Genomic DNA, 21245 nt, shown 5'->3' with positions numbered 1-21245 from the left:
ATCGAATGGATTGATTTTATTTACTTTTCAGCCAGAAAGCCCGGCAGCCGGGCTTCCAGCTGTTCCATGGCCCGGCCCCGATGGCTGATGGCGTCCTTTTCGTCGGGGGTCAGCTGGGCATAGCTGCGGCCCTCGGTGTTGGGGCGCTTGCCCCCCGGCACGCCGCACTCGTCGGGGATAAAAAGCGGGTCGTATCCGAACCCGTAATCCCCCGCCAACCGCTCAAAGGCCACCCGGCCCGGGCACTCCCCCAGGCAGGTCAGGCTCCGGCCGTCCGGCAGCATCAGGCAGACCGCCGAGACGAATTTGGCCCCCCGCTGCCCGGCGGGGACGTTCGCCATTTCGGCCAGGAGTTTATCGTTGTTAGCCTCATCGTCCCCGTGGCGGCCGCAGTACCGGGCGCTGTACACCCCCGGCGCGCCCCCCAGGGCCTCCACACAGAGGCCGGAGTCATCCGCTACGGTGGGCAGGCCGCTGGCCTTGCAGAGGGTCTCAGCCTTGATCTTTGCATTTTCGGCAAAGGTGGTGCCGGTCTCCTCCGGTTCCAGATCCAGGGCCAGCTCTTTCTGGCTCAGGACCTGGTGGCCCTGGGCCTCGAGAATCCGGCGCAGCTCCTTGAGCTTGCCGGGGTTGCCGGTTGCAGCACAGATTTTCATGGTGCAGCTCCTCCTTTTACTGCCGGGGCAGAAGTTCCTCGGCAAAGCTGGCGGGATCGAAGGGGATCAGATCGTCGATCCCCTCGCCCACCCCGATAAACCGGACCGGCAGGCCCAGACGCTGCTTGACCGCCACCACGCAGCCGCCCTTGGCGGTGCCATCCAGCTTGGTCAGGATGACGCCCGAGGCGTTGGCGGCTTTGCAGAACTCCCGGGCCTGGCTGATGGCGTTCTGGCCGGTGATGGCGTCCAGCACCAGCAGGGTTTCGAGACTCGCCTCGGGGGCGGCCTTGTGGACGCTGCGGCTGATCTTGGCCAGCTCCGCCATCAGGTTGGCCTTGTTGTGCAGGCGGCCCGCCGTGTCGGCGATGACCATATCGTAGCCCCGGGCCTGGGCGGATTTGACGGTGTCGAAGATGACCGCCGCCGGGTCTGCGCCCTCGCCGGCCTTGACGATGGGCACCCCGGCCCGGCCCGCCCAGATGTCCAGCTGTTCGCTGGCTGCGGCGCGGAAGGTATCGCCCGCTGCCAGCATGACCTTGCGGCCCTGGCTGCGGTAGTAGTTGGCCAGCTTTGCGATGCTGGTGGTCTTGCCCACCCCGTTGACCCCGATGACCAGGATCACCGCCGGATGGCCGTCCAGCTCCATATCCCCGAAGGGCTCCATCTCTTCCCGCAGGATCTCCCGCAGGGCATCCATGGCCTGGGGGCCGGTCTTGAGGTGCTGGTTTGCCACCTCACGGCGGAGCCGCTCCACCAGACGCAGGGCCATGTCGGCGCCCACATCGGCCAGGATCAGCTGTTCTTCCAGATCGTCGTAGAGATCGTCGGTGATCTCGGCCCCGGTGAGGGTGTTGAAGATATTGCCCCAAAAACCCGTGCGGGTCTTTTTGAGGCCGTTCTGCATTTTGTCTTTATTTCTGCCAAACAAACCCATAGTGGTCTCCTGTTTGTTTTCTCAAAGTAATACGTATGGCGGCAATTTTTCAGTTTTATGGTATCAGGAAATCAGGGTCGCGTCAACCTGTTCCAGATCCAGTTTCAGAAGTTTCGAGATGCCGTCCTCCTGCATGGTCACCCCGTAGAGCACGTCGGCGGCCTCCATGGTGCCCCGGCGGTGGGTGATGACGATGAACTGGGTTTTATCGCTGATCCGCCGCAGATACTGGGCAAAGCGGGTGACGTTGGCGTCGTCCAGCGCGGCCTCGATCTCGTCCAGGATGCAGAAGGGCGCGGGGTTGACCGCCAGAATCCCGAAATAGATGCTGATGGCCACCAGGGCCCGCTCGCCGCCCGAGAGAGCTTCCAGGTTTTTGATGACCTTGCCCGGCGGGGCCACATGGATCTCGATGCCCCCAGTCAATACGTCCTCGGGGTCCTCCAGGGTGAGATGGGCCTCGCCCCCGCCGAACAGCTCCCGGAAAGTCTGGCTGAAGTGCTCGTTGATGGCCCGGAAACTGTCGGAGAAGATCTCCCGCATCTGGCCGCTGAGTTCGGCAATCATCCGGGTCAGACGGTTTTTGCTCCCCTCCACGTCCTCGACCTGGGCTTTCAGGGTGTCGTACCGCTGTTTGACCTCTTTGTACTCCTCCACCGCGCCCACATTGACGCTGCCCAAGGCCCGGATGCTGCCCCGCACCTCGGCCACCTGGGCCCGCAGGGCGGGCAGGCTGGTATAGTCCACACAGAGAGCCTCGGCCCCGGTGAGGGTGAGCTGATATTCGTCCCACAGGCGGGCGATGCTCTGGTCGTACTCGGCCTCGGCGGCGGTTTTCCGCTCCGAAAGACGCGCCATCTCCCGGGCCAGCTCCTCCCGGCTCTCGGCGGCGTGGCGGGCGGCTATCTGGGCCTCGGTCTCTGCCTTCTGGCGTTCCAGCCGCTGCTGGGTACTCTGGCGGATGGCGGCCTCTTTTTCCTGGATGGCCGCCCGGCTGGCCTCGTTTTCCTGCCGGATGGCCTGGATGGCGGCCCGGCTGGCTTCGTTCTGGGCTTCCTGGGCCCGGATGCTCTCCTCGAGCCCGGCCCGGCGGGCGTCCTGTTCCTGGGTGTGCTGCCGGGCCGCTTCGATCCGGCTGCGGCAGAGCTCGGCGTCCTTCTGCCGGGCCAGCTGTTCCAGCCGTTTGGCCGCCAGCTGTTCCGCCAGGCGGCTCCGGGCGGCTAAGAAGCCGTCGTCCCCCTGGGCCAGCCGGGTGAGCTGATCGGAGAGGTCTTGAATCTCTTCTTCCAGCTTTTTGCAGAGGGCTTCGGCCTTTTCGGCAGCCGCCGTCTGGGCGGCTGCCTGGTTTTCCAGGGCGGCGATCTCCCCGGCCCGCTGGCGGGCGGTTTCCCGTGCCTCAGCGAGAGCGGCGGTCAGCCGCTTCTGTTCCGCCTCGGCCCGGACCCGGTCGCCCCCGGCGGTGATCTGCTCGCTGCTGGTGGCGGTCAATTCCGCGGCCAGGGCATCCGCCTGGGCCTTACACTCGTCGGTGCGGTCCTGGGCGGCGGCGTAGTCTTTTTCCAGCCGGGCAATCTGGCTGTGGAGCTGTTCAATCTCCTGTTTTCGGGTGAAAAGCCCCGCCGACCGCTGGACGCTGCCGCCGGTGAAGCTGCCCCCCGCGTTGATGACCTGGCCGTCCAGGGTGACCACCCGGTTCCGGTAGCCGAGGGAGCGGGCGACCTTGGAGGCTTCGTTGATCTCCTCCACCACCACGATCCGGCCCAAGAGGTTCGAGACAATGTTCTGGTACCGCTTGTCCGCCCCGACCAACTCACTGGCCAGACGGGCGGTGCCGGTTAGCTGCCCCCGGAATACCCCGGGCTGGACGGTGTCCAGCGGCAGGAAGGTGGCCCGGCCTGCGCCGTCGGCCCGGAGCATGGCGATGGCTGCTTTGGCGGCGGCCTCGTTCTCCACCACGATATTTTGGAGCGCCCCCCCGAGGGCGGTTTCCACCGCCACTTCGCAGCCGGGCTCCACCGTAAGGATGGAGGACACCGGCCCAATGATTCCCCGCAGGCGGCGGCTGGCGGCAGCCCGCATGACGGCTTTGACCGAGTTCTGGTAGCCGTCCATGTTTTTTTCCAGCTCCCGGAGGACGGCCAGCCGCTGGGAGGCGCCATCCAGGGCCCGGCTCAGTTTCTGCTCGGCCTCGTCGGCCTGGGCCAGATGATTTTTCCGGGTTTGGAGTTTCAGTTCAAGCCCCGCCCGGATGTTGGCCAGCCGCTTTTCGTTCTCGGCCAGCAGGGTCAGATATTTTTCGGTGTCGGCCAAGGTTTCTTCCAGCTCGGCCCGCTGGGCGGCCCCGGCGGCGGCGCTCTCCCGCAGGGCGGGCAGCCGCTCCCGGGCGGCAGAGGCGGCAGCCTCGGCGGCAGCGGCGGCCACCCGGGCCTCGGTCTGGCGGGCGGTCTTTTCGGCAAGGGCGGCCCGCAGTTTCTCCTGCCGGGTGCCCGAGGCGGCGGTCTCGGTCTGGATCTCCTCCAGCTTTTGGCTCAAGGCCTCGATCTCAGCGGAAAGGGCCTCGGCTTCCTGTTCCAGCCGCTGGGCCTGAGCCTGGGCCTTTTCCAAGGCATCGGCCTCAGCCGCCTGGGCGGCGGCCCCTTCGTTCAGCTCGGCTTGCAGGCTCTCAATGTTCCGCAGGCCGTGTTCGATGTCGTTTTCCAGCACCGCCACCCGGCTCTCGCTGGCGCTGATCTGCTCGGTGATACTGCGGATATCCCCATTCAGGCGCTCGACGGCCACGGTCAGCCGCTGCGCCTGCATCCGGATCTCCTCAGCCTCCTGCTGAGCAGCTTTTTCGGCCCGGTCGAACCGCTGGTACTCGGCCTCGGCGGTCTCATAGTCCCGCTGCTGGCGGCGGGCGTTCTCCCGGGCGGCGTGGACTTCCTCCACCCAGAGGGTCACCTCCAGGCTTTTGCGCCGGGCGGCCAGTTTTAAAAACTTTTCCGCCTTCTGGCTCTCCTTTTCCAAAGGGCCCACCCGGCTTTCCAGCTCGTCCAGGATATCCCGCAGCCGCTCCAGATTTTCCTGAGCGGCGGCCAGGCGGCGCTCGGCCTCGTTTTTGCGGTAGCGGTATTTGGCGATGCCGCAGGCTTCCTCAAAGATCTCCCGCCGCTCGGCCCCTTTGGCCGCCACGATCTCGGCGATCCGGCCCTGGCCGATGATGGAATAGCCGTCCCGGCCGATGCCGGTGTCCAGCAAGAGCTCGTAGACATCTTTCAAACGGCAGACCTTGCCGTTGATGCTGTACTCGCTCTCGCCGGAGCGGTAATACTTCCGCCCGATGGTGACCTCCTCGGCGTCCAGGTCCAGGGCGTGGTCGCGGTTGTCCACCGTCAGGCGGACCGAGGCATAACCCATGGCCCCCCGGCGGCGGGTGCCCCCGAAGATGACATCCTCCATCTTGCCGGCGCTCCGCAGCTCCCGGGTGCTGGTCTCGCCCAGCACCCAGCGGACCGCGTCCGACAGGTTCGACTTGCCCGAGCCGTTGGGCCCCACCACCCCGGTGACCCCTGCGCCGAAGGTGATTTTGACTTTATCCGGGAAACTCTTGAATCCCTGGATCTCCAGCGCTTTTAATACCATTTCAGCGTTCCTTAATCACGCCCAGCAGCTTGAGGGCCTCCCGGGCGGCGTGCTGCTCGGCCATTTTTTTGCTGCGGCCCTCGCCCCGGGCCACACAGTCGGAGTTGAACCGCACCGCCACCACGAAGTGCTTGTCGTGGTCGGGGCCGGATTCCTGCTCCACCACATAGCTCAGCTTTTCCTCGGGGTTCTGCTGGACAATCTCCTGCAAACGGGTCTTGTAGTCGGCCTCGGCGTGCTTGCGCTCAGTGATGAAGGGCAGGATGAAACTCCGGGCCACCTCCATCCCGCCGTCCAGATAGAGGGCGGCGATCAGCGCTTCAAAGGCGTCCGAAACGACGCTGGGCCGGGTGCGGCCGCCGCACCGCTCTTCCCCCTTGCCCAGGCGGAGGTAGTCCCCCAGGCCGATCTCCTGGGCGAACTGGAACAGGGCCCCCTCGCTGACCAGGCTGGCCCGGATGCGGGTCAGATCGCCCTCGGGCCGGTCGGCGTAGGCGTGGAAGAGATAGTCCGCCGAGACGATCTGGAGCACACTGTCCCCCAGAAACTCCAGCCGTTCGTTGTGCTGCACCCGGGTGCGGCTCTCGTTGGCGTAGCTGGTATGGGTCAGGGCCGTGGTGAGCAGCTCGGGGTTCTTAAAGGTATATCCGATGATTTTTTCCAGTGGATGACGCATGGTGTTTGCTCCCTTTCCGGCGCGGGGCAGCCCGAGGGCCGCCCCGCTGTATGTGGCTTATTCCCCGGCCGACTGGGCGGCCAGCTCGTCCAGTGCGGCCTGCATGGTGCCGCACAGATCGTTGTCCACACAGATCTTGGCCTGGCGGATGGCATTCTTGATGGCCTTCGCCTTGGAGGAGCCGTGGGCCTTGATCACCGGCTGCCGCGCGCCCAGGAAGGGTGCGCCGCCGTATTCCTCGCTGTCCATCTTCTTTTTCAGGTCAGCCACCCCGCTGCGGAGCAGGAGATACGCCAGCTTGCTGCCCACATTGGCCATAAACATCTCCTTGAGCATCCCTAGGATCATCTTGGCCACGCCCTCGGTGAGCTTGAGGATGACATTGCCGGTGAAGCCGTCGCAGACCACCACGTCCACGTCGCCATTGGGCACATCCCGGGGCTCAATGTTGCCCACGAAGTTAATGCCCGGGGTGGTCTTGAGCAGCTGATGAGCCTCCCGCAGGACGGGAGTGCCCTTGCTCTCCTCGGCGCCGTTGTTGGCCAGGGCCACGGTGGGGTTTTTCCGCCCCTCCACCCGGGCCATATAGCAGGAACCCATGACCGCAAAGGCCGCCAGCATCTCGGGGCGGCACTCCACGTTGGCGCCGCTGTCCAGCAGCATATAGGCCTTATTCTTGGCGGGGATGATGGTGGCCAGGGCCGGGCGCTTGACCCCCCGCAGGGTGCGGACGATCAGGCTGGCGCCCACATGGAGGGCGCCGGTGCTGCCCGCCGAGACAAAGGCGTCGCCCTTGCCCTCTTTCAGCATATTGAGGCCCACCACGATGGAAGAGTCCTTTTTGGTGCGGACGGCCCGGGCGGGCTCATCGCACATCTCGATGTTCTCGGTGCAGTTCACCAGCTGGATGCCGTCCAGAGAAATATTCTTCTCGGCGGCAGCCTTGCGGCAGGCGGCCTCGTCGCCCAGGCCGATGATCTCCACGCCGTATTCCTTGACGGCCTGGGCCGCGCCCTCGAGGTTGGACAGCGGCGCGTTGTCGCCGCCCATCATATCCAGAATAATCTTCATATGCCGTTCCTTTCCGCCTGTTTACAGGCTCTCTTGTGTGGGGGCGTTCTCCTCCACCCACCGCTGGAAGCTGGCCACCGCCCGCTCGGCCTGGGCCATGTACCGCAGCCGTTTGTCCCGGGGGCGGTTTTCCAGCGGGGGCAGGATGCCCATATTGGCCCCCATGGGCTGGAAGTTTCTATTCTCGGTGGTCAGGTGCCGCACCAGAGCGCCGCACATGGTGTCCGCCGGGGGCGGGGGCAGGGTGCGGCCGGTGAGCCGGGCGTAGATGCTCCGGGCTGCCAGCAGGCCGCAGGCCGCGCTCTCCATATACCCCTCAAAGCCGGTGATCTGGCCGGCAAAGAAAACATTGGGGTGCTCCTTGAGGCAGAGCTGGGCCGTCAGCACCCGGGGGGAATCCAAAAAGGTATTCCGGTGCATGACGCCGTACCGGACAAACTCGGCGTGCTCGAGGCCCGGAATCATGGAGAAAACCCGCTTCTGCTCCCCCCACTTGAGGTTGGTCTGGAAGCCCACGATGTTATAGAGGGTGCGCTCCAGATTTTCGGCCCGCAGCTGGACGTTGGCCCAGGGGCGGTGGCCGGTGCGGGGGTCGGTGAGGCCCACCGGACGCAGGGGGCCGTACCGCATGGTATCCGCCCCCCGGGCCGCCATGATCTCGATGGGCATACAGCCCTCGTAAACCGTGACGGTGTCGGCCTTTTTGCCGTGGGCGTCCGGGTCGGGCTGGGCCTGTTCGGCCCCCTCGTCGAAGTCGTGCAAGGGGGCCCGCTCGGCCGAAGCCAGGGCCTCGTAGAACGCCTCGTATTCTGCCTTGTTAAAGGGGCAGTTCAGGTAGTCGGCCTCCCCCCGGCCATAGCGGGAGGCGGCAAAGACCTTGTCGTAGTCCAGGCTCTCGGCGGTGACGATGGGGGCCACTGCGTCATAAAAATGCAGCCGCTCGTCCCCGGTCAGCCGACCGATCTCGTCCGCCAGGGCCCCCTCGGTCAGGGGGCCGGTGGCCACCAGCACCGGCTCGGACTCGTCGATGGAGGTGACCTCCTCCCGGTGAACGGTAATCCCCGGGCAGTCGCAGACCATCCGGGTGACCTCGGCGCTGAACGCGTCCCGGTCCACCGCCAGAGCACCGCCCGCCGCCACCCGGGCGGTCTCGGCGGCCTTCAGGAGCCGGCTGCCCATCCGGCGCATCTCCTCTTTCAGCAGGCCGGAAGCGGAGTCCAGCCGCTCGGCTTTCAGGCTGTTGGAGCAGATCAGCTCGGCGAAGCCCTCGCTTTTATGGGCCGGGGAGAAGTGGACCGGCTTCTGCTCGTAGAGGTCCACCTGGACCCCCTGGCCCGCCAGCCAGAGGGCAGCCTCGCAGCCCGCCAGGCCCGCGCCCAGGACTTTGACATGAAGTTGTGTCTGATTCATTCATTTCACCCGTTGTTCTTGGGCACCGGCATCTCGAAGCCGCAGCCCTCTTTGGCGCAGTAGAGCTTCTGCCCCTTGCGGAACAGAGTCGAGCCGCACTTTTCGCACTTGGTGGCCACCGGGGTATCCCAGGTCATAAAATCGCAGTCGGGGTACCGCTCACAGCCGTAGTAGATCCGGCCCTTGGAGCTCTTCCGCTCCAGCATCCGGCCCTGGCCGCACTTGGGGCAGATGCCGCCGGTGTCCTTCACCAGACGCTTGGTGCCCTTGCACTCGGGGAAGCCGCTGCAGGCCAGGAACTTGCCGTACTTGCCCACCTTGATGACCATGGGGCGGCCACAGAGATCGCACACCTCGCTGGAAGGCTCATCGGGCACCTTGACCTTTTTGCCCTCCATATTCTTCTCGGCGGCTTTCAGGCTGGCGTCGAAGCTCTGGTAGAAGTCGTCCACCGTCTTGCGCCAGTCGGCCTGGCCGCTCTCGACTTTATCCAGGTTTTTCTCCATCTCGGCGGAGAAATCCACGTCCACAATGTGGGGGAACTGTTCCAGCATCAGGCCGTCCACCGTCCGGCCCAGCAGGGTGGGTTTCAGCTTTTTGTTGTCCCGCTCCACATAGCCCCGGTCGATGATGGTGGTGATGATGGGGGCGTAGGTGGAGGGGCGGCCGATGCCGTTCTCTTCCAGCGCCTTGATCAGGGTTGCCTCGGTGTACCGGGCGGGGGGCTGGGTGAACTTCTGCTCGCTCTTGAGCTCCTTTAATTTCAGGACCTGGCCCTGCTCCAGAGGGGGCAGGCTGGTCTCTTTCTTCTCTTTTTCGTCGGTGGCTTCCTCGTACAGGGCGGTGAAGCCGTCGAAGGTCACGGTATAGCCGCTGGCCTTGAACCGGTAATCCCCCGCGTAGACGGTGACCGAGACGGTGTCCTGCTGGCAGTCCGCCATCTGGCTGGCCATAAAGCGGCTCCAGATCATCCGGTAGAGCTTGGCGGTGTCGCCGCTGATGCTCTTGTCCACCTCGTCGGGGGTCAAGCTGGGCACCGAGGGGCGGATGGCCTCGTGGGCGTCCTGGGCGGCGGTGGCGCTGCGGGTCTTCCAGGTACGCTTATAGGGGCAGATATAGGCCTCGCCATAGGCCCCGGCGATATACTCCTTCGCTGCAGCCACGGCCTCGTCCGAGATCCGCAGGCTGTCGGTACGCATATAGGTGATCAAACCCATAGTGCCGTGGCCCGCGATGTCCACGCCTTCGTAGAGGGTTTGGGCGGCCCGCATGGTGCGGGTGGCCGTGAACCCCAGCCGGCGGGAGGCCTCCTGCTGGAGGGTACTGGTGATAAAGGCCGGGGTGGGCTGTTTGGCCCGTTTGCCCCGTTTCAGCTCGCCCACAGTGTACTCCGCGCCCTGGAGCCCAGCCTCAATGGCCCGGGCCTCGGCCTCGGTGCGGGGCAGCAGCTTTTTGCCCGCGGCGTCGGTGGCCAGCCGGGCGGTAAACTTCTTGTTCCCGGCGCCCAGCACGGCGTCCACGTTCCAGTATTCCTCGGGTTTAAAGTTCTCGATCTCTTTTTCCCGGTCGTCGATCAGACGGACAGCCACGCTCTGAACCCGGCCCGCCGACAGGCCCCGCCGGACCTTCCGCCAAAGGAAGGGGCTGAGCTTGTAGCCCACCAGACGGTCCAGCACCCGCCGGGCCTGCTGGGCGTTGAACAGATCCTCGTTGATGGCCCGGGGGTGGGCCATGCCCTCCTGCACGCCCTTCTTGGTGATCTCGTCGAAGGTGATCCGGTTGGGCTGTTTGGGGTCGAGGCCCAGGATGTTGGCCAGGTGCCAGCTGATGGCCTCGCCTTCCCGGTCCGGGTCGGTGGCCAGCAGGACGCCGTCGGCGGCTTTGGCCTTGCTCTTGAGCTCCCGGATCAGTTTTTCCTTGCCCTTGATGCTGATATACTGGGGCGCGTAGCCGTGCTCCACGTCAATGCCCAGCTGGGAGGCGGGCAGGTCCCGGATATGGCCCATGCTGGCCGTGACCTCATAGTCCTTGCCCAGATATTTGCCAATGGTTTTCGCCTTTGCGGGCGACTCCACAATAACCAGTTTTGCCATGCTTTATCATCCTCTGTCATGATTGATCGGGGCTTTTCTGCCCCCACCGGGGCGGCTCCCCAGTGTTGTTCGCCCTTTCAGCGCAAAATATACCGCTGCCCGGGCAGAGCCCGCACCCGGCCCCCCAGCTGGAGGGTCATGAGGGCGCTCAAAAGGGCCGCCGTGGGCAGACCGCTGCGGGCGGCCAGTTCTTCTACACTGGCGGGCTCGGCCCCCATGCAGCCCAGCACCCGGCGTTCCCGGTCAGAGAGTTCTTTCCTGGGCTGGGCCGGGGCCACCGCCGCGGCGGGCCGGTCGCCGAGGCCCAGGGTCTCGAACAGATCCCCCGGCCGGAGGGCCAGTTTCGCCCGTCCCGACTGAATCAGCCCGTTGGTGCCGGTACAGTAGTCGGAAAAGACATTCCCCGGCAGGGCGAAGATGGGCCGGCCATACCGCTCGGCGTGGCCCACGGTGGACATAGTGCCGCTTTTTTCCCGGGCCTGGATGACCAGCAGCGCCTTGGACAGCCCGGCGATCAGCCGGTTGCGCTGCAAAAAGCCCGCCCGGGGCTGGACCACCTCGCCGGGGCCATACTCGCTGATGACACAGCCGCAATCCTCGATTTTCCGGCGGAGAAGCCGGTTGGATGCAGGGTAGGTCCGGTCGATGGAGACTCCCAGCACCCCGATGGTGGGGGCGCTGGCTTCCACCGCGGCCCGGTGAGCCTCGCTGTCCAGCCCGTCGGCCAGGCCGCTGACGATCACCGCCCCCTGCTGGGCCAGCGCCCGGGAAAAGTTCCCCGCCGCCTGGATGCCGTAACCGTCGGGGCGGCGGCTGCCCACCACCCCCACCGCGCCGGGGGCGTTTAAGTAGGCCGTGTCCCCGGTGCAGTAGAGCACCGGCGGCAGATCGGGGGTGCGGATCAGGGCCAGGGGGTAATCCTCGTCGGCATAGGTCAGGATTTTCACCCCGGCGGCCCGGCACCGAAGCGCCAGGGGGCGGCAGGATTCCGGGGTATTGCCCGGCTGGTTGGCCCGCTGGGTGGCCGCGGCCCCCGCCGCCCGGCGGAACTCCGGGCCCGCCCGCTCTTCCCAGGCGGTCTGGGCATCCCCGAAGGTTTCCAGCACCCGCCCGGCGCAGGGGCTGGCATAGCCCAATGTATGGACCAGCCAGAGCCAGCACAAAAGGGGGTCGGGCTGCTCCTCCGGCGGATAGAAATTCATCCGCCCGCCGGTCACAGGGTTTCCTCCCGGAAATGCCAGAGCAGGATGCTGCCCGCAATGCCGGCGTTCAGACTCTCCACCCGGTCGGTCATGGGGATGCGGACGGCGGCGTCACAGGCGGCGATGGTTTCCTCCGCCAGGCCCTGGCCCTCGCTGCCGATGACCACGCAGACCCCGCCGGGGTAGCGGCTGGCCGCCTGGCTCAGGGGCTGGGAATTATAAAGAGCTGCCGCCAGGCAGGTGATTCCCTTGGCCCGCAGGGCGGCCACCGCCCCGGGCATGGGCCCGGTCTCGATGACCGGCAGCCGCACCGCCGCCCCCATGGAAGCCCGGAGGGTCTTGGGGGCAAAGGGAGAGGCGCACCCCTCCGACAGGATCACCCCGTCGAAGCCGAAGGCCGCCGCGCTGCGCACCAGGGTCCCCACATTGCCGGGGTCCTGCACCCGCTCGAGGGCCAGATAACGCCCGCCGGGGCGGACCTCCTCCAGGGTATGGGCCGGGGTGCAGAACACCCCGAACACCCCCTGGTGGGTGCCCACATCGGCCAGTTTATCGGCCACATGGTCCTCCACCCGGTAGTGCTCCCCGGGCAGGGAAGCCAGCTCGGGGCATTTTTCGGCGGCCTGGGCGGTATAGAACAAAGTCTCCAGCTGTGCGCCCTTGGCCAGCTCGGGGCAGAGTTTCCGACCCTCGGCCAAAAACCGCCCCTCGCTGCGGCGGAACGCCGCGCTGGAAGCCAGACGGCAGGCGTATTTGATTTTGGCATTTTCCCGGCTGGTGATGATCTCGTCCATGCTGTACCTCCTGCCTGCAAAACAAAAAGGGGCCGCGTCTGCCATGCGGAAAAAACCCGCGGCAGGGCGCTGCCCCTCGTGTTTGCCTGCCGCGTGGCCCATATACAAAAGGGACGCCCGCGTGTATACACGCGCGGGCGTCGGTCAGGATCATTTATCAGGCGTTCTTGACGGACTCGACCAGAGCGGCAAAGCTCTTGGGATCGTTGATCGCCATCTCGCTCAGCATCTTGCGGTTCAGCTCGATGCCAGCCTTCTTCAGGCCGTTCATAAAGGTGGAGTAGTTCATGCCCAGAGGACGAACTGCGTTGTTGATGCGGCAGATCCACAGGTTGCGGAACTGACGCTTCTTCATGCGGCGGCCAGCCAGAGCGTAGTTGCCGCTCTTCATGACCTGCTGCTTGGCCATCTTAAAATGCTTGCTCTTGCAGCCGTAGAAGCCCTTGGCCAGCTTCAGAATCTTCTTACGACGTTTGTGGGTCATCGTAGCGCCTTTAATACGTGCCATTTTTTATATCTCCTTTAACGTAACTGTCTGTGTTGGTGTGTAGTCGCTCAGATTCCGGAAAGATTAGCCGTAGGGCAGCATCTTCTTCAGGGCAGCGACGTTGGTGCTGTCCACATAGCTGGGCTGGCGGTAGCCGCGGGTCAGCTTGGTGGTCTTCTTGGTCAGGATATGGCTGCGGAACGCATGGCCGCGCTTGACCTTGCCGTTCTTGGTGAGCTTAAAGCGCTTCTTTGCGCCGGAATGCGTCTTCAGTTTCATTTTAGCCATTTTAAGTTTCCTCCTAAAGATTAGTCCTTATTGGGTTTCGGGATCAGCAGAATGGACATTGTCCGGCCTTCGAGCACCGGCGGCTTATCCATGCTCGCCTGGGGCAGCGCCTCGGCGAAGCGCTTGAGCACATCGGCGCCCAGGGCGCTGTGCGCCATCTCGCGGCCACGGAAGCGGATCGAGGCTTTCACCTTGTGGCCCGCAGCAAGGAACTTGGCTGTCTGGTTCACCTTGGTGTTGAAGTCGTTGGTGTCAATGTTGAGCGAGAGGCGGGTCTCCTTAACTTCGACCACCTTCTGGTTCTTCTTGGCTTCCTTCTCCTTCTTCTGCTGTTCAAAGCGATACTTGCCGTAATCCAGGATCTTACATACAGGCGGAACTGCCTGCGGCGCGATCTTGACCAGATCGAGGCCAGCCTCCTCGGCGGCGCGCATGGCCGCCTGAATGGTGACCACACCCTTCTGCTCGCCGTCGGTACCGATCAGGCGAACTTCACGATCACGGATCTGACCGTTGATTTCCAGTTCCTTCGACTTTCCAGTGGTAGCGATTGTAAATGCACCTCCAAACAATGAATCCATAGTTGCTTTCTTGGCATAGAAAACGCGGCCACCCACAAAACGGGCAGCCGCGCACAAAATTCACAGAAAAGTGCAGCCTCAAGAGGCTGTCATTTCGGTATAGCCCGGGGCGATGGAACCCACAAGGCGAGCGCGGCAGAGGCCGTAGCTGCTTTCTTTACCCGATGATTTTACCACGCCGGGCACGCTCTGTCAAGGGCTTTTTTGCTGTTCTGCGGCCAAAAATCGCTGTTTATTCCTCCGCCGGGCCGCCCGCATCGATCAGCCGCCCCAGGGAGAAGGCGTAGATCCCCTTGTAGGTGATCTTTTTGGGGGCAAAACGCTTCTCAATGGCCAGGGCGTAGAGGTTCAGCTGGGGGCGGTAGGCGGCGAGGAACTCCGCCTCGGTCTTGTGCCGGTCGGTCTTGTAGTCCAACAGTTCCAGGTGGTCGGGGTAGATGAGCAACAGATCCGCGATGCCCTGGACCAGCACCCGGGCCCCCTCGGCCCCGACGGGGGGCTCTTTGCCCTGGGCCGCCAGCACCGCCGGGGCGGGCAGAGCGGTGATGAAGGCATATTCCCGTAACACCTTTTCCGCCGAGCGAATCCGGTCGAAGGCCTCGCTGCGGACAAAGGCGGCGATCCGTTTTTCGTCCAGCTTTTCGGCGATCTGGGGCGGGGTAAGCTTTTCGGCCACCTGCCGCTCCCCCTCGGCCCGGATGGCTTCCGCCAGGGCCTCGGGGCCGCCCGCCAGCCCCGCCGCCAGGGCGGAAAAGTCGGCGTGCTCCAAAAAGGCGTGGAGGGCGGTGCCCATCTCGGCGGCGGTGAGGCCGTCTTTCGAGAGGAAGGCCGGGCGCTCCAGAGTGGTCTCGTCGGCGGCGTGGACGATGCTGGTGACGCTGACCTTGGCGGGCACCTGGGCCAACCCCGCCGCCGGGTACTGCCAGCCGAAGCCCTCCAGCAGTGCCCGGGTCAGGGCCGGGTCTGCGGGGGCCAGCTCGGGGGCGGCGGGCTGGGCTTCTTCCCCGGGCTCGGCGGCGTCCTCCTGCACCGTGATCTCGATGACGCTGTCGGTGCGGACAAAAGACAGTTCCAGGTCCTCGGCCAGCCGCCGCAGTTTGCCGCCGCAGGGGTGGACCAGCAACGCCACCCGGAGCCAGTCGGCAAAGCTATTCCCCTGCTGGTAGAGGGTGGGCCCGGCCCCCGCCGCCAGGAAGGCCGCCGCCCTCGCCAGGGGGTTCGCGGCCTTCGAGATGCCCAGAGGAATCGTGAGAATCAGCCGGTCCTTGGCCCGGGTCAGGGCCACATATAAAAGCCGCATCTGCTCGCTCTTGAGCTCCCGGGTGTGGACGGCGGAAAGGGCGGTATAGGCTGCTGTTTTGTAAAGGCCCTCCCCTTCCTCGGGGCGAAGGCGCAGGCCCACGCCATATTCCCGGTGGAGCAGCACCGGCTGGCGGGTGTCGGCGCTGTTGAACCGACGGCCAGTGTTGGCCAGGAACACCACCGGGAATTCCAGCCCCTTGGAACGGTGGATGGTCATGATGGTGACACAGCCGGGCCGGGCCGAACCGGGGGTGGTGTCCTGGCCGGTCTCGCCCCCAGCGGCCTCGGCGGCATCGATGGCCCGCACTAAAGCGGGCACGCCCCCGGCGCCGGTCCCGGCGCAGAAGGCTGCGAACCGGCGGGCGTCCTCCCGGCGGCGGATGCCGTCCGGCATGGCCCCCAGGGCCGCCAGGTAGCCGGTGGAGGCGAAGATCTCCTCCAAAAGCCGCTCCATGGGGACGCTGTGGGAGAGCCGCCGAAGCTCCCGCAGTCGCTCATAAAAGATGCGGATTTTTTCGGCGAAGGGGTCAGGGTCCTCCTGCTGGGCCAGCTGGACCACCGCGCCGTAGAGGCTGGTTTTCCGCCGGGCAGCCCGCAGCCGGACCAGATCGTCCTCGGTGAAGCCGAACAAAGGCCCCAGCATGGCCGCCGCCAGATACACGTCCTGGGCGGGGTTGTCGATGACCCGCAGCAGGGCGATCAGGGGCCGGATGTGGGCCGCCTCCATCAGGTTCTCCCGGGTGTCGGCATAGACCGGGATCCCCCGGGCCTCGAGCGCCGAGGTGTAGGCGGCGAACTCTCCCCGGGCCGCCAGCAGGATGCAGCAGTCCTGGTACTGGACCGGGCGGGTAGAGCCCCCGCTCCGCACCGGGAATCCCTCCGCCACCAGAGCGGCGATCCGGTCGGCAATCCAGGCCGCGTCGGTCTCGGGGGTGTCGTCGGGCAGGAACTGGGCCTCCACCCCGCCGGTGTATTCCCCCGGCGCACCGCAGACCAGCCGCTGGCCGTCGCCGTAGGCGGTGTCCCCCAGCTCGGGGCTCATAAGCTGCTCGAAGAAATAGTTCACCCCGGCCACTACCCGGGGGGCCGAGCGGAAGTTGGCGTCCAGGGCCAGCAGGGCGTTTTCGCCCTCTGTCCCCTCCGCCGGGCGGGGCCGGGCCAAGCCCCCGGGCAGCAGGGGCCAGGAATCCAGTTTTTCCCGGAAGATGCTGGGGTCGGCCTGGCGGAAGCGATAGATGCTCTGTTTCAGGTCCCCCACCAAAAAGCGGTTATCTCCCGAGGGGCTGGCGAGGCACCGGTAAATGGCATCCTGCAAAGCGTTGGTGTCCTGGTATTCGTCCACCATCACCGCGCCGAACCCGGCCCGGATCTCTCCACAGAGGGGGGTGGGCTGGCCGTCCTCCCCCCGCAAAAGCCGGAGGGCCAGGTGCTCGAAGTCGCTGAACTCCAATAGTTTCCGCTCCCGCTTTTTGGCGGTGAAGCGGTCGTCGAAATCCCGCACCGCGGCGAAGAGGGCCCGCAGCCGGGGCAGGGCGGCCTGACGGTCGGCCTCGGCCTCGGTCAGGCTGCAGGGGATCAGCTCGAGAATCTGGCCGAACAGCCCGGCGGCCTCTTCGGCCCGGGTTTTCACGGCGTTTTTGTGTTCCCCGACCAGCCGCTTTTTCATCCCTTTCAGCCCCGGCAGGGGGTTCATCCCCAGCACATAGGGGGTCAACAGATCGTAGAGCTCCTCCCACTGGCCCCCCTCCGCCAGCCGGGCCACCCGGCCCAGAAGCTGCTGGGCTGCTTCCAGCCGTTCCAGGGGCTCGGCGAACCGCTCGTTCTCGGCCCGGACGGCTTTCTCCTTGGCGGCGGGGGTCTTTTTGCTCTCGGCGGCGTCCAGCTGAGCCTGGGCGAAATCCATCTTGCAGTCGGCCAGGGCCGCTGCCACCAGCTCGCCCCCAGCTCGGGCGCACCGGGCCGCCTCGGCTAAAAGCAGGTCGTGCCAGCCGGTGGAAGAAAAGCCGTTTTCCGCCTGCCAGGGAGCCAGGTATTCCTCTAACCTCCGGCGGTAATCGGGCAGGGCCCGAAGGAAATCGTAGACCTGCAAAACGGCCTCCCCGGCTGCCCGGTCGGTGCGGCCCTTGCCGTAGAGGTCGGCAAAGGCGCAGAAGTCGGGGTCCTGGTAGGCTTGTTCCAGGGTGTCGGCCAGGGCCGCCGCCCGCAGGGTCTGGACACTGCCCGGGTCGGCGGGGGTAAAGTCCGGGGGGATGTCCAGGGCCTGGAAGTACCGGCGGAGCAAATCCAAACAAAAGGCGTCAATGGTGCAGATGGGGGCCCGCTGCAAGAGCATCCGCTGGCGGCGGAGCCAGGCGCTGCCGGGCTGGGCCAGGCTGCGCTGAAACAGCGCCTCGCCGATCCGGGCTCGGAGCTCGGCGGCGGCGGCGTTGGTAAAGGTGACGATCAAAAGCCGGTCGGCGTCCAGAGGGCGCTCCGGGTCGGTGATGAGGCGGACGGCCCGCTCGGTGAGCACCGCCGTCTTGCCGCTGCCCGCCGCTGCGCTGACCAGCAGCGCGCCGCCCCGGTCCTCGATGGCAGCCTTTTGGGCGGGGGTCCAGTTGGGGGTGCTCATGGCTGTTTTTCCTCCTCCGTCTCGGGTGTAATCTCAAAGGGATGGTCGGGGGCGTTCAGCTCCCGCTCGCCCACCCCTTCCTCGTGGCAGCAGATAAAGCTGTAATCGCACCAGGCACAGGGAGAACGGCTCCCCACCAGGGGGGCGGCCTCGATCTGACCGCCGTAGAGCTGCTCTCCCATCTGGCGGACCAGCTCGTCCAGGTGTTCCTCGATCCGGCCGAGCTTGGCGCTGTCGGCCCGCTTGGCCTTGTGGCTGGGGTGGGAGCTGGGTTTGCCGTCCTTGCAGCTGAAAGGCAGATACCGGCCGGTCTGGTCGGCGTCCATGGCCTCAAAGATTTTGGTCTCGTCCAGCAAAAGGCCGTCCAGCTCGCAGCCCCCGGCCCGGGCCGCATCCGCCCGGGTGGCCAGTTTGGGGGCGGGGTCTGCCAAGAGATACAGCACCCCCGCAGGCTGTGCGCCGGTGAACCGTCCGCTCTCGTCCCTCGTCAGGCTGAAGAGATACAGGAGCATCTGGCAGTTCAGGCCGCAGTAGACCTCTTTCAGGTCCAGCTTTTTGGTGCCGGTTTTATAATCCACCACCCGCACCCAGCGGGTGCCGTCGGCCTCCACCCACTCGTCGGCCCGGTCCACGGTGCCCACCAGCCGGACCGTCCGGCCGTTGGAGAGCTGGTAAACCTGGGGGGTGACGCCCCCCTCCCCGATTTTCAGCTCACAGGCCACCGGGGCAAAGCCGCTCTGGCGCTGCTCGTCCCGCAGGTAGCAGAGAATCGAGGCCATGCTCTTGACCAGACGGGAGAGCAGATACCGCAGCCGGGCGGTGTCCTCGGGCAGAAACTTCCGGGCGTATTCCTCCACCAGGGCCGCCGCCAGATCGGCAATCTGGCCGTCGTCCAATTCAGCAAAAGGACCGGGCCGCCGGGTCTCGCAGGGGCCGTCGGGGCCGGGATGGGGGTCGGGGTCCAGGGCCATCTGGAGCACCCAGTGCATCAGGGTGCCGCTCTGGTCGGCGGAGAGCTCAGCCCGTTTGCGGGGGCGCAAGCCCAGCACATACCGCAGAAAATAGCCGTAGCGGCAGCTGTAATATTGTTCCATCTGGCTGGGGGAAACCTGCATCCGGCTCCCCAAAAGCCCCGCCAGAGCCGGCAGGTTCTGGACCCGGCGGGGCGGGTTCTCCTCCATCCGGCGGAGCATGGCGAGGCCCGAGGCCGCCCGCGCCCGGGCGGGGGCGTATTCCTCCAGCGCCTGGGTGAGGCTGGCCTTTTCGCCCCCCGCCAGGGGCCAGCCACCCCCGAGGCAGTCGAGAGCCGCGGCGGGGGTGGCCGTCATGTCCGTTAATTCTAGAGTCGGGGCCGGCGGGGCCAGGGTCTCCACGATGGGCTGGGCCGCCGCGCAGAGGGTCAGCCCGGCCCCTTGGGGCCAGCTGAGCCAGAGCCCCTTGGCCGGGGCGGTGAGGGCCTTGTAAAAACAGACCTGTTCCCGGACCACCCGGTTTTCAAAGCAGTCGGGCAGCTCGATCTGCTGGCGGATTAAGGCGTCCCGGTCGGCGTGGCCCAAAAGGCCGCTCTCCCCCGGGGCAGCGGGGAATTCCCCCTCCGCCAGGCCCAACACAAAGACATAGTCCGGCTCGTCCAGCCGCATCTTGCCCGCCGAGGCCAGGATCACTGCGTCCAGGCTCTGGGGGATGTGCCCGAGGTCGGAGGATCGGAGCAGCAGCCCGAACAAATCGGCGTACTCGGCCACCGTCACGGTCTGGCTCCCCAGCAGGCCCGCCATCTGGTTGAGCAGGCCCATTACCACGTTCCACTCCCGGGCGGCCTCCTCGGCGGCGGGAATCCCTCGCAGGCGGCGGATCTCCTCTACCTGGGCAGCCTGCTGCTCCTCGGCCCCGAGGGCGGTCAGGCAGAAATAGAGCGCCCGGCTCAACTGCTCGGCGTTGCCGTTTTTGGCTTTGGCCCGCAGCTGCTCCACCGGCTCGATGAGGAAGGCCCGGGCTCTTTCGGCGGCGTCCCGGGTTTCGAGTTCTTCTTCGGTCAGGTTGTCCGCCGCCCCAAAGCCCCGGGGATTTTTCTCGAAGGGCTGGCGCCAGGCCGCTGCGCCGGGGGACCAGGTATAGGCGTAGTTTTCCAGGGCGCAGACCTCGGCCTCTTCCAGCTTGCACAGGCCGGTTTTGGCCAGAGCGGTGAGATTTTCGGTGTAATCCATCCCCCGGACCAGATCCAGCAGCGCCCGCACCGCCGTGGCCGGGGCGCTGAATTCGGGGGTGGTGGCTTCGTCACAATAGAGGGGGATCTCCGCCATCCGGAACTCATACCGCAGGGCGGCCCGGTATTTTTCGAGATCCCGGCAGACCACCGCAATCTTGCCGCACCGAACCCCCTGCCGCATCAGACGGCGGATGGCCCCGGCGGCGGCCCGGGCTTCCTCCTCCCGGCTGGGGGCCGGGTAGAGCCGGATCTCCTTCGCCGGGGTGGGGACGGGATTGCAGCTGTCCCAGGCGATCAGCTGGCCCACTGCCGCGAGACCGGGGGCCTCTCTGTGGCGCAGATCCTCCCGCAGGCAGAGGGGAGCGGCCACCTCGGCCCCGTTTTTCCGGGCCAGGGTTTTCAGCTGGGCCGCCACCCGCTTGGCCCCCGAGAAAAGGCTCAGGTCCCCCTCGGCCAGGGGGGCGCCATCGTCGCAGAGGGCCACCGTCACCTCGGGCAGGGCGGCCAGCATGGCCCCCATCAGTCGCTTTTTGGGGGCGTTGAAGGTATCGAACTCATCGATGAATACCGCCCGCCCTTCGAGGAATTCGGGCAGCTGACCCCGGCCCGCCGCATCCTCCAGCCGCTGGGCGGCCAACTCCAGCCGGTCGGAAGGGTCCATGCCGGTCTGGGAGAGTAAGGTTTCGTATCCCTGGAAAATGAGGGCCAGTTCGGTGAGTTTGGTTTTTTCGGCGCCGCAGTTCTGGGCCAGATCGTAGAGCTGGCCCCCGGTGAGCCCGGCACTTTTCAGCTCGTCGATGGTCTGGGCCGCCATCTGGCAGAAGGCTGCGCTCCGCCGGTGACGGTAGTAGTAGTGGACGTTGTCCTGCAATTCCTCCAGCGCCCGGCGCACCAGCACCGCCCGGCCCGCGTCGGTCAGGGTTTCCACCGCCGCGCCGCCCTCCTGTTCCAGAATCCGCTCCGCCAGGCTGGTGAAGGAGAAACTCTCCACCCAGCCGGACAGCTCGTCCCCCAGCTCCCGGTAGAGCCGGGCCTCGGTGCTGGAGGTAAACTGCTCGGGCACCAGCAGGATGCTGGGCTGCCCCGCCTCGGCCCGGGCCCGCAGCTGGGCGTAGAGGTGGGTGGTTTTTCCGCTGCCAGACCCGCCCAAAACCAGTTTTAACATAACAGCCCTCCCTGAGAAATCAATTTCGGCCCCTATTGTACCACAAAGCGGAGAAAAACACCCGTTTTTCTTTGCACCCGGGGCTTATCTGTGGTAAGATAAAACTATATTTCCCCCGCCGCAACGGCAGCGACAGAAAGGACAT

General features: G+C 65.8%; 14 protein-coding genes. All 14 read right to left on the bottom strand.

The features are described 5' to 3' along the window. Positions 1-20: 20 nt before the first annotated feature. Positions 21-656: an RdgB/HAM1 family non-canonical purine NTP pyrophosphatase gene (rdgB, locus tag JCM17207_RS00740; RefSeq protein WP_238315539.1), complete on the bottom strand. Its 636-nt coding sequence runs from the start codon at positions 654-656 to the stop codon at positions 21-23. Positions 657-672: 16 nt separating this feature from the next. Further along, on the bottom strand, positions 673-1593 hold the full coding sequence (gene ftsY, locus JCM17207_RS00735; RefSeq protein ID WP_238315538.1) for a signal recognition particle-docking protein FtsY: 921 nt from the start codon (positions 1591-1593) through the stop codon (positions 673-675). 63 nt (positions 1594-1656) lie between these two features. Beyond that, positions 1657-5214, bottom strand: coding sequence for a chromosome segregation protein SMC (smc, locus tag JCM17207_RS00730; protein ID WP_238315537.1), 3558 nt, complete (start codon positions 5212-5214; stop codon positions 1657-1659). A gap of 1 nt (position 5215) precedes the next feature. Beyond that, positions 5216-5890 carry a ribonuclease III gene (gene rnc / locus JCM17207_RS00725; protein ID WP_238315536.1) on the bottom strand — a complete coding sequence of 225 codons (675 nt, stop codon included), beginning with the start codon at positions 5888-5890 and terminating at the stop codon, positions 5216-5218. 57 nt (positions 5891-5947) lie between these two features. Beyond that, positions 5948-6961, bottom strand: coding sequence for a phosphate acyltransferase PlsX (gene plsX, locus JCM17207_RS00720; protein WP_238315535.1), 1014 nt, complete (start codon positions 6959-6961; stop codon positions 5948-5950). Positions 6962-6982: 21 nt separating this feature from the next. Further along, complete coding sequence (gene trmFO, locus JCM17207_RS00715) at positions 6983-8371, bottom strand: methylenetetrahydrofolate--tRNA-(uracil(54)-C(5))-methyltransferase (FADH(2)-oxidizing) TrmFO (RefSeq protein ID WP_238315534.1); 1389 nt, start codon at positions 8369-8371, stop codon at positions 6983-6985. 5 nt (positions 8372-8376) lie between these two features. Further along, positions 8377-10464: a type I DNA topoisomerase gene (gene topA, locus JCM17207_RS00710; RefSeq protein ID WP_238315533.1), complete on the bottom strand. Its 2088-nt coding sequence runs from the start codon at positions 10462-10464 to the stop codon at positions 8377-8379. Between the two features lie 77 nt (positions 10465-10541). Then, positions 10542-11666 (bottom strand): DNA-processing protein DprA, encoded by a 1125-nt coding sequence (gene dprA, locus JCM17207_RS00705; RefSeq protein WP_238315532.1) that lies wholly within the window; start codon positions 11664-11666, stop codon positions 10542-10544. Between the two features lie 11 nt (positions 11667-11677). Then, on the bottom strand, positions 11678-12460 hold the full coding sequence (locus JCM17207_RS00700; RefSeq protein ID WP_238315531.1) for a TrmH family RNA methyltransferase: 783 nt from the start codon (positions 12458-12460) through the stop codon (positions 11678-11680). A 157-nt stretch (positions 12461-12617) separates the two neighbouring features. After that, the gene (gene rplT / locus JCM17207_RS00695) at positions 12618-12968 is read right to left on the bottom strand and encodes a 50S ribosomal protein L20 (protein WP_238315530.1); all 351 of its coding nucleotides are present in this window, start codon (positions 12966-12968) and stop codon (positions 12618-12620) included. Between the two features lie 63 nt (positions 12969-13031). Continuing rightward, a complete protein-coding gene (gene rpmI, locus JCM17207_RS00690) occupies positions 13032-13235 on the bottom strand; it encodes a 50S ribosomal protein L35 (protein WP_238315529.1) in 204 nt (67 codons plus the stop codon). Positions 13236-13255: 20 nt separating this feature from the next. Next, positions 13256-13816: a translation initiation factor IF-3 gene (gene infC, locus JCM17207_RS00685; RefSeq protein WP_238315528.1), complete on the bottom strand. Its 561-nt coding sequence runs from the start codon at positions 13814-13816 to the stop codon at positions 13256-13258. A 232-nt stretch (positions 13817-14048) separates the two neighbouring features. Then, on the bottom strand, positions 14049-17729 hold the full coding sequence (locus tag JCM17207_RS00680) for a UvrD-helicase domain-containing protein (protein WP_238315527.1): 3681 nt from the start codon (positions 17727-17729) through the stop codon (positions 14049-14051). Further along, positions 17726-21100 carry a PD-(D/E)XK nuclease family protein gene (locus JCM17207_RS00675; RefSeq protein ID WP_238315526.1) on the bottom strand — a complete coding sequence of 1125 codons (3375 nt, stop codon included), beginning with the start codon at positions 21098-21100 and terminating at the stop codon, positions 17726-17728. Before JCM17207_RS00675 ends, JCM17207_RS00680 begins: the two co-directional genes overlap by 4 nt. Between the last annotated feature and the right edge of the window lie 145 nt (positions 21101-21245).

This window comes from Faecalibacterium gallinarum (assembly GCF_022180365.1).
Classification (GTDB): Bacteria; Bacillota; Clostridia; order Oscillospirales; family Ruminococcaceae; genus Faecalibacterium; species Faecalibacterium gallinarum.
This window is presented reverse-complemented; position numbering and strand designations above follow the sequence as displayed.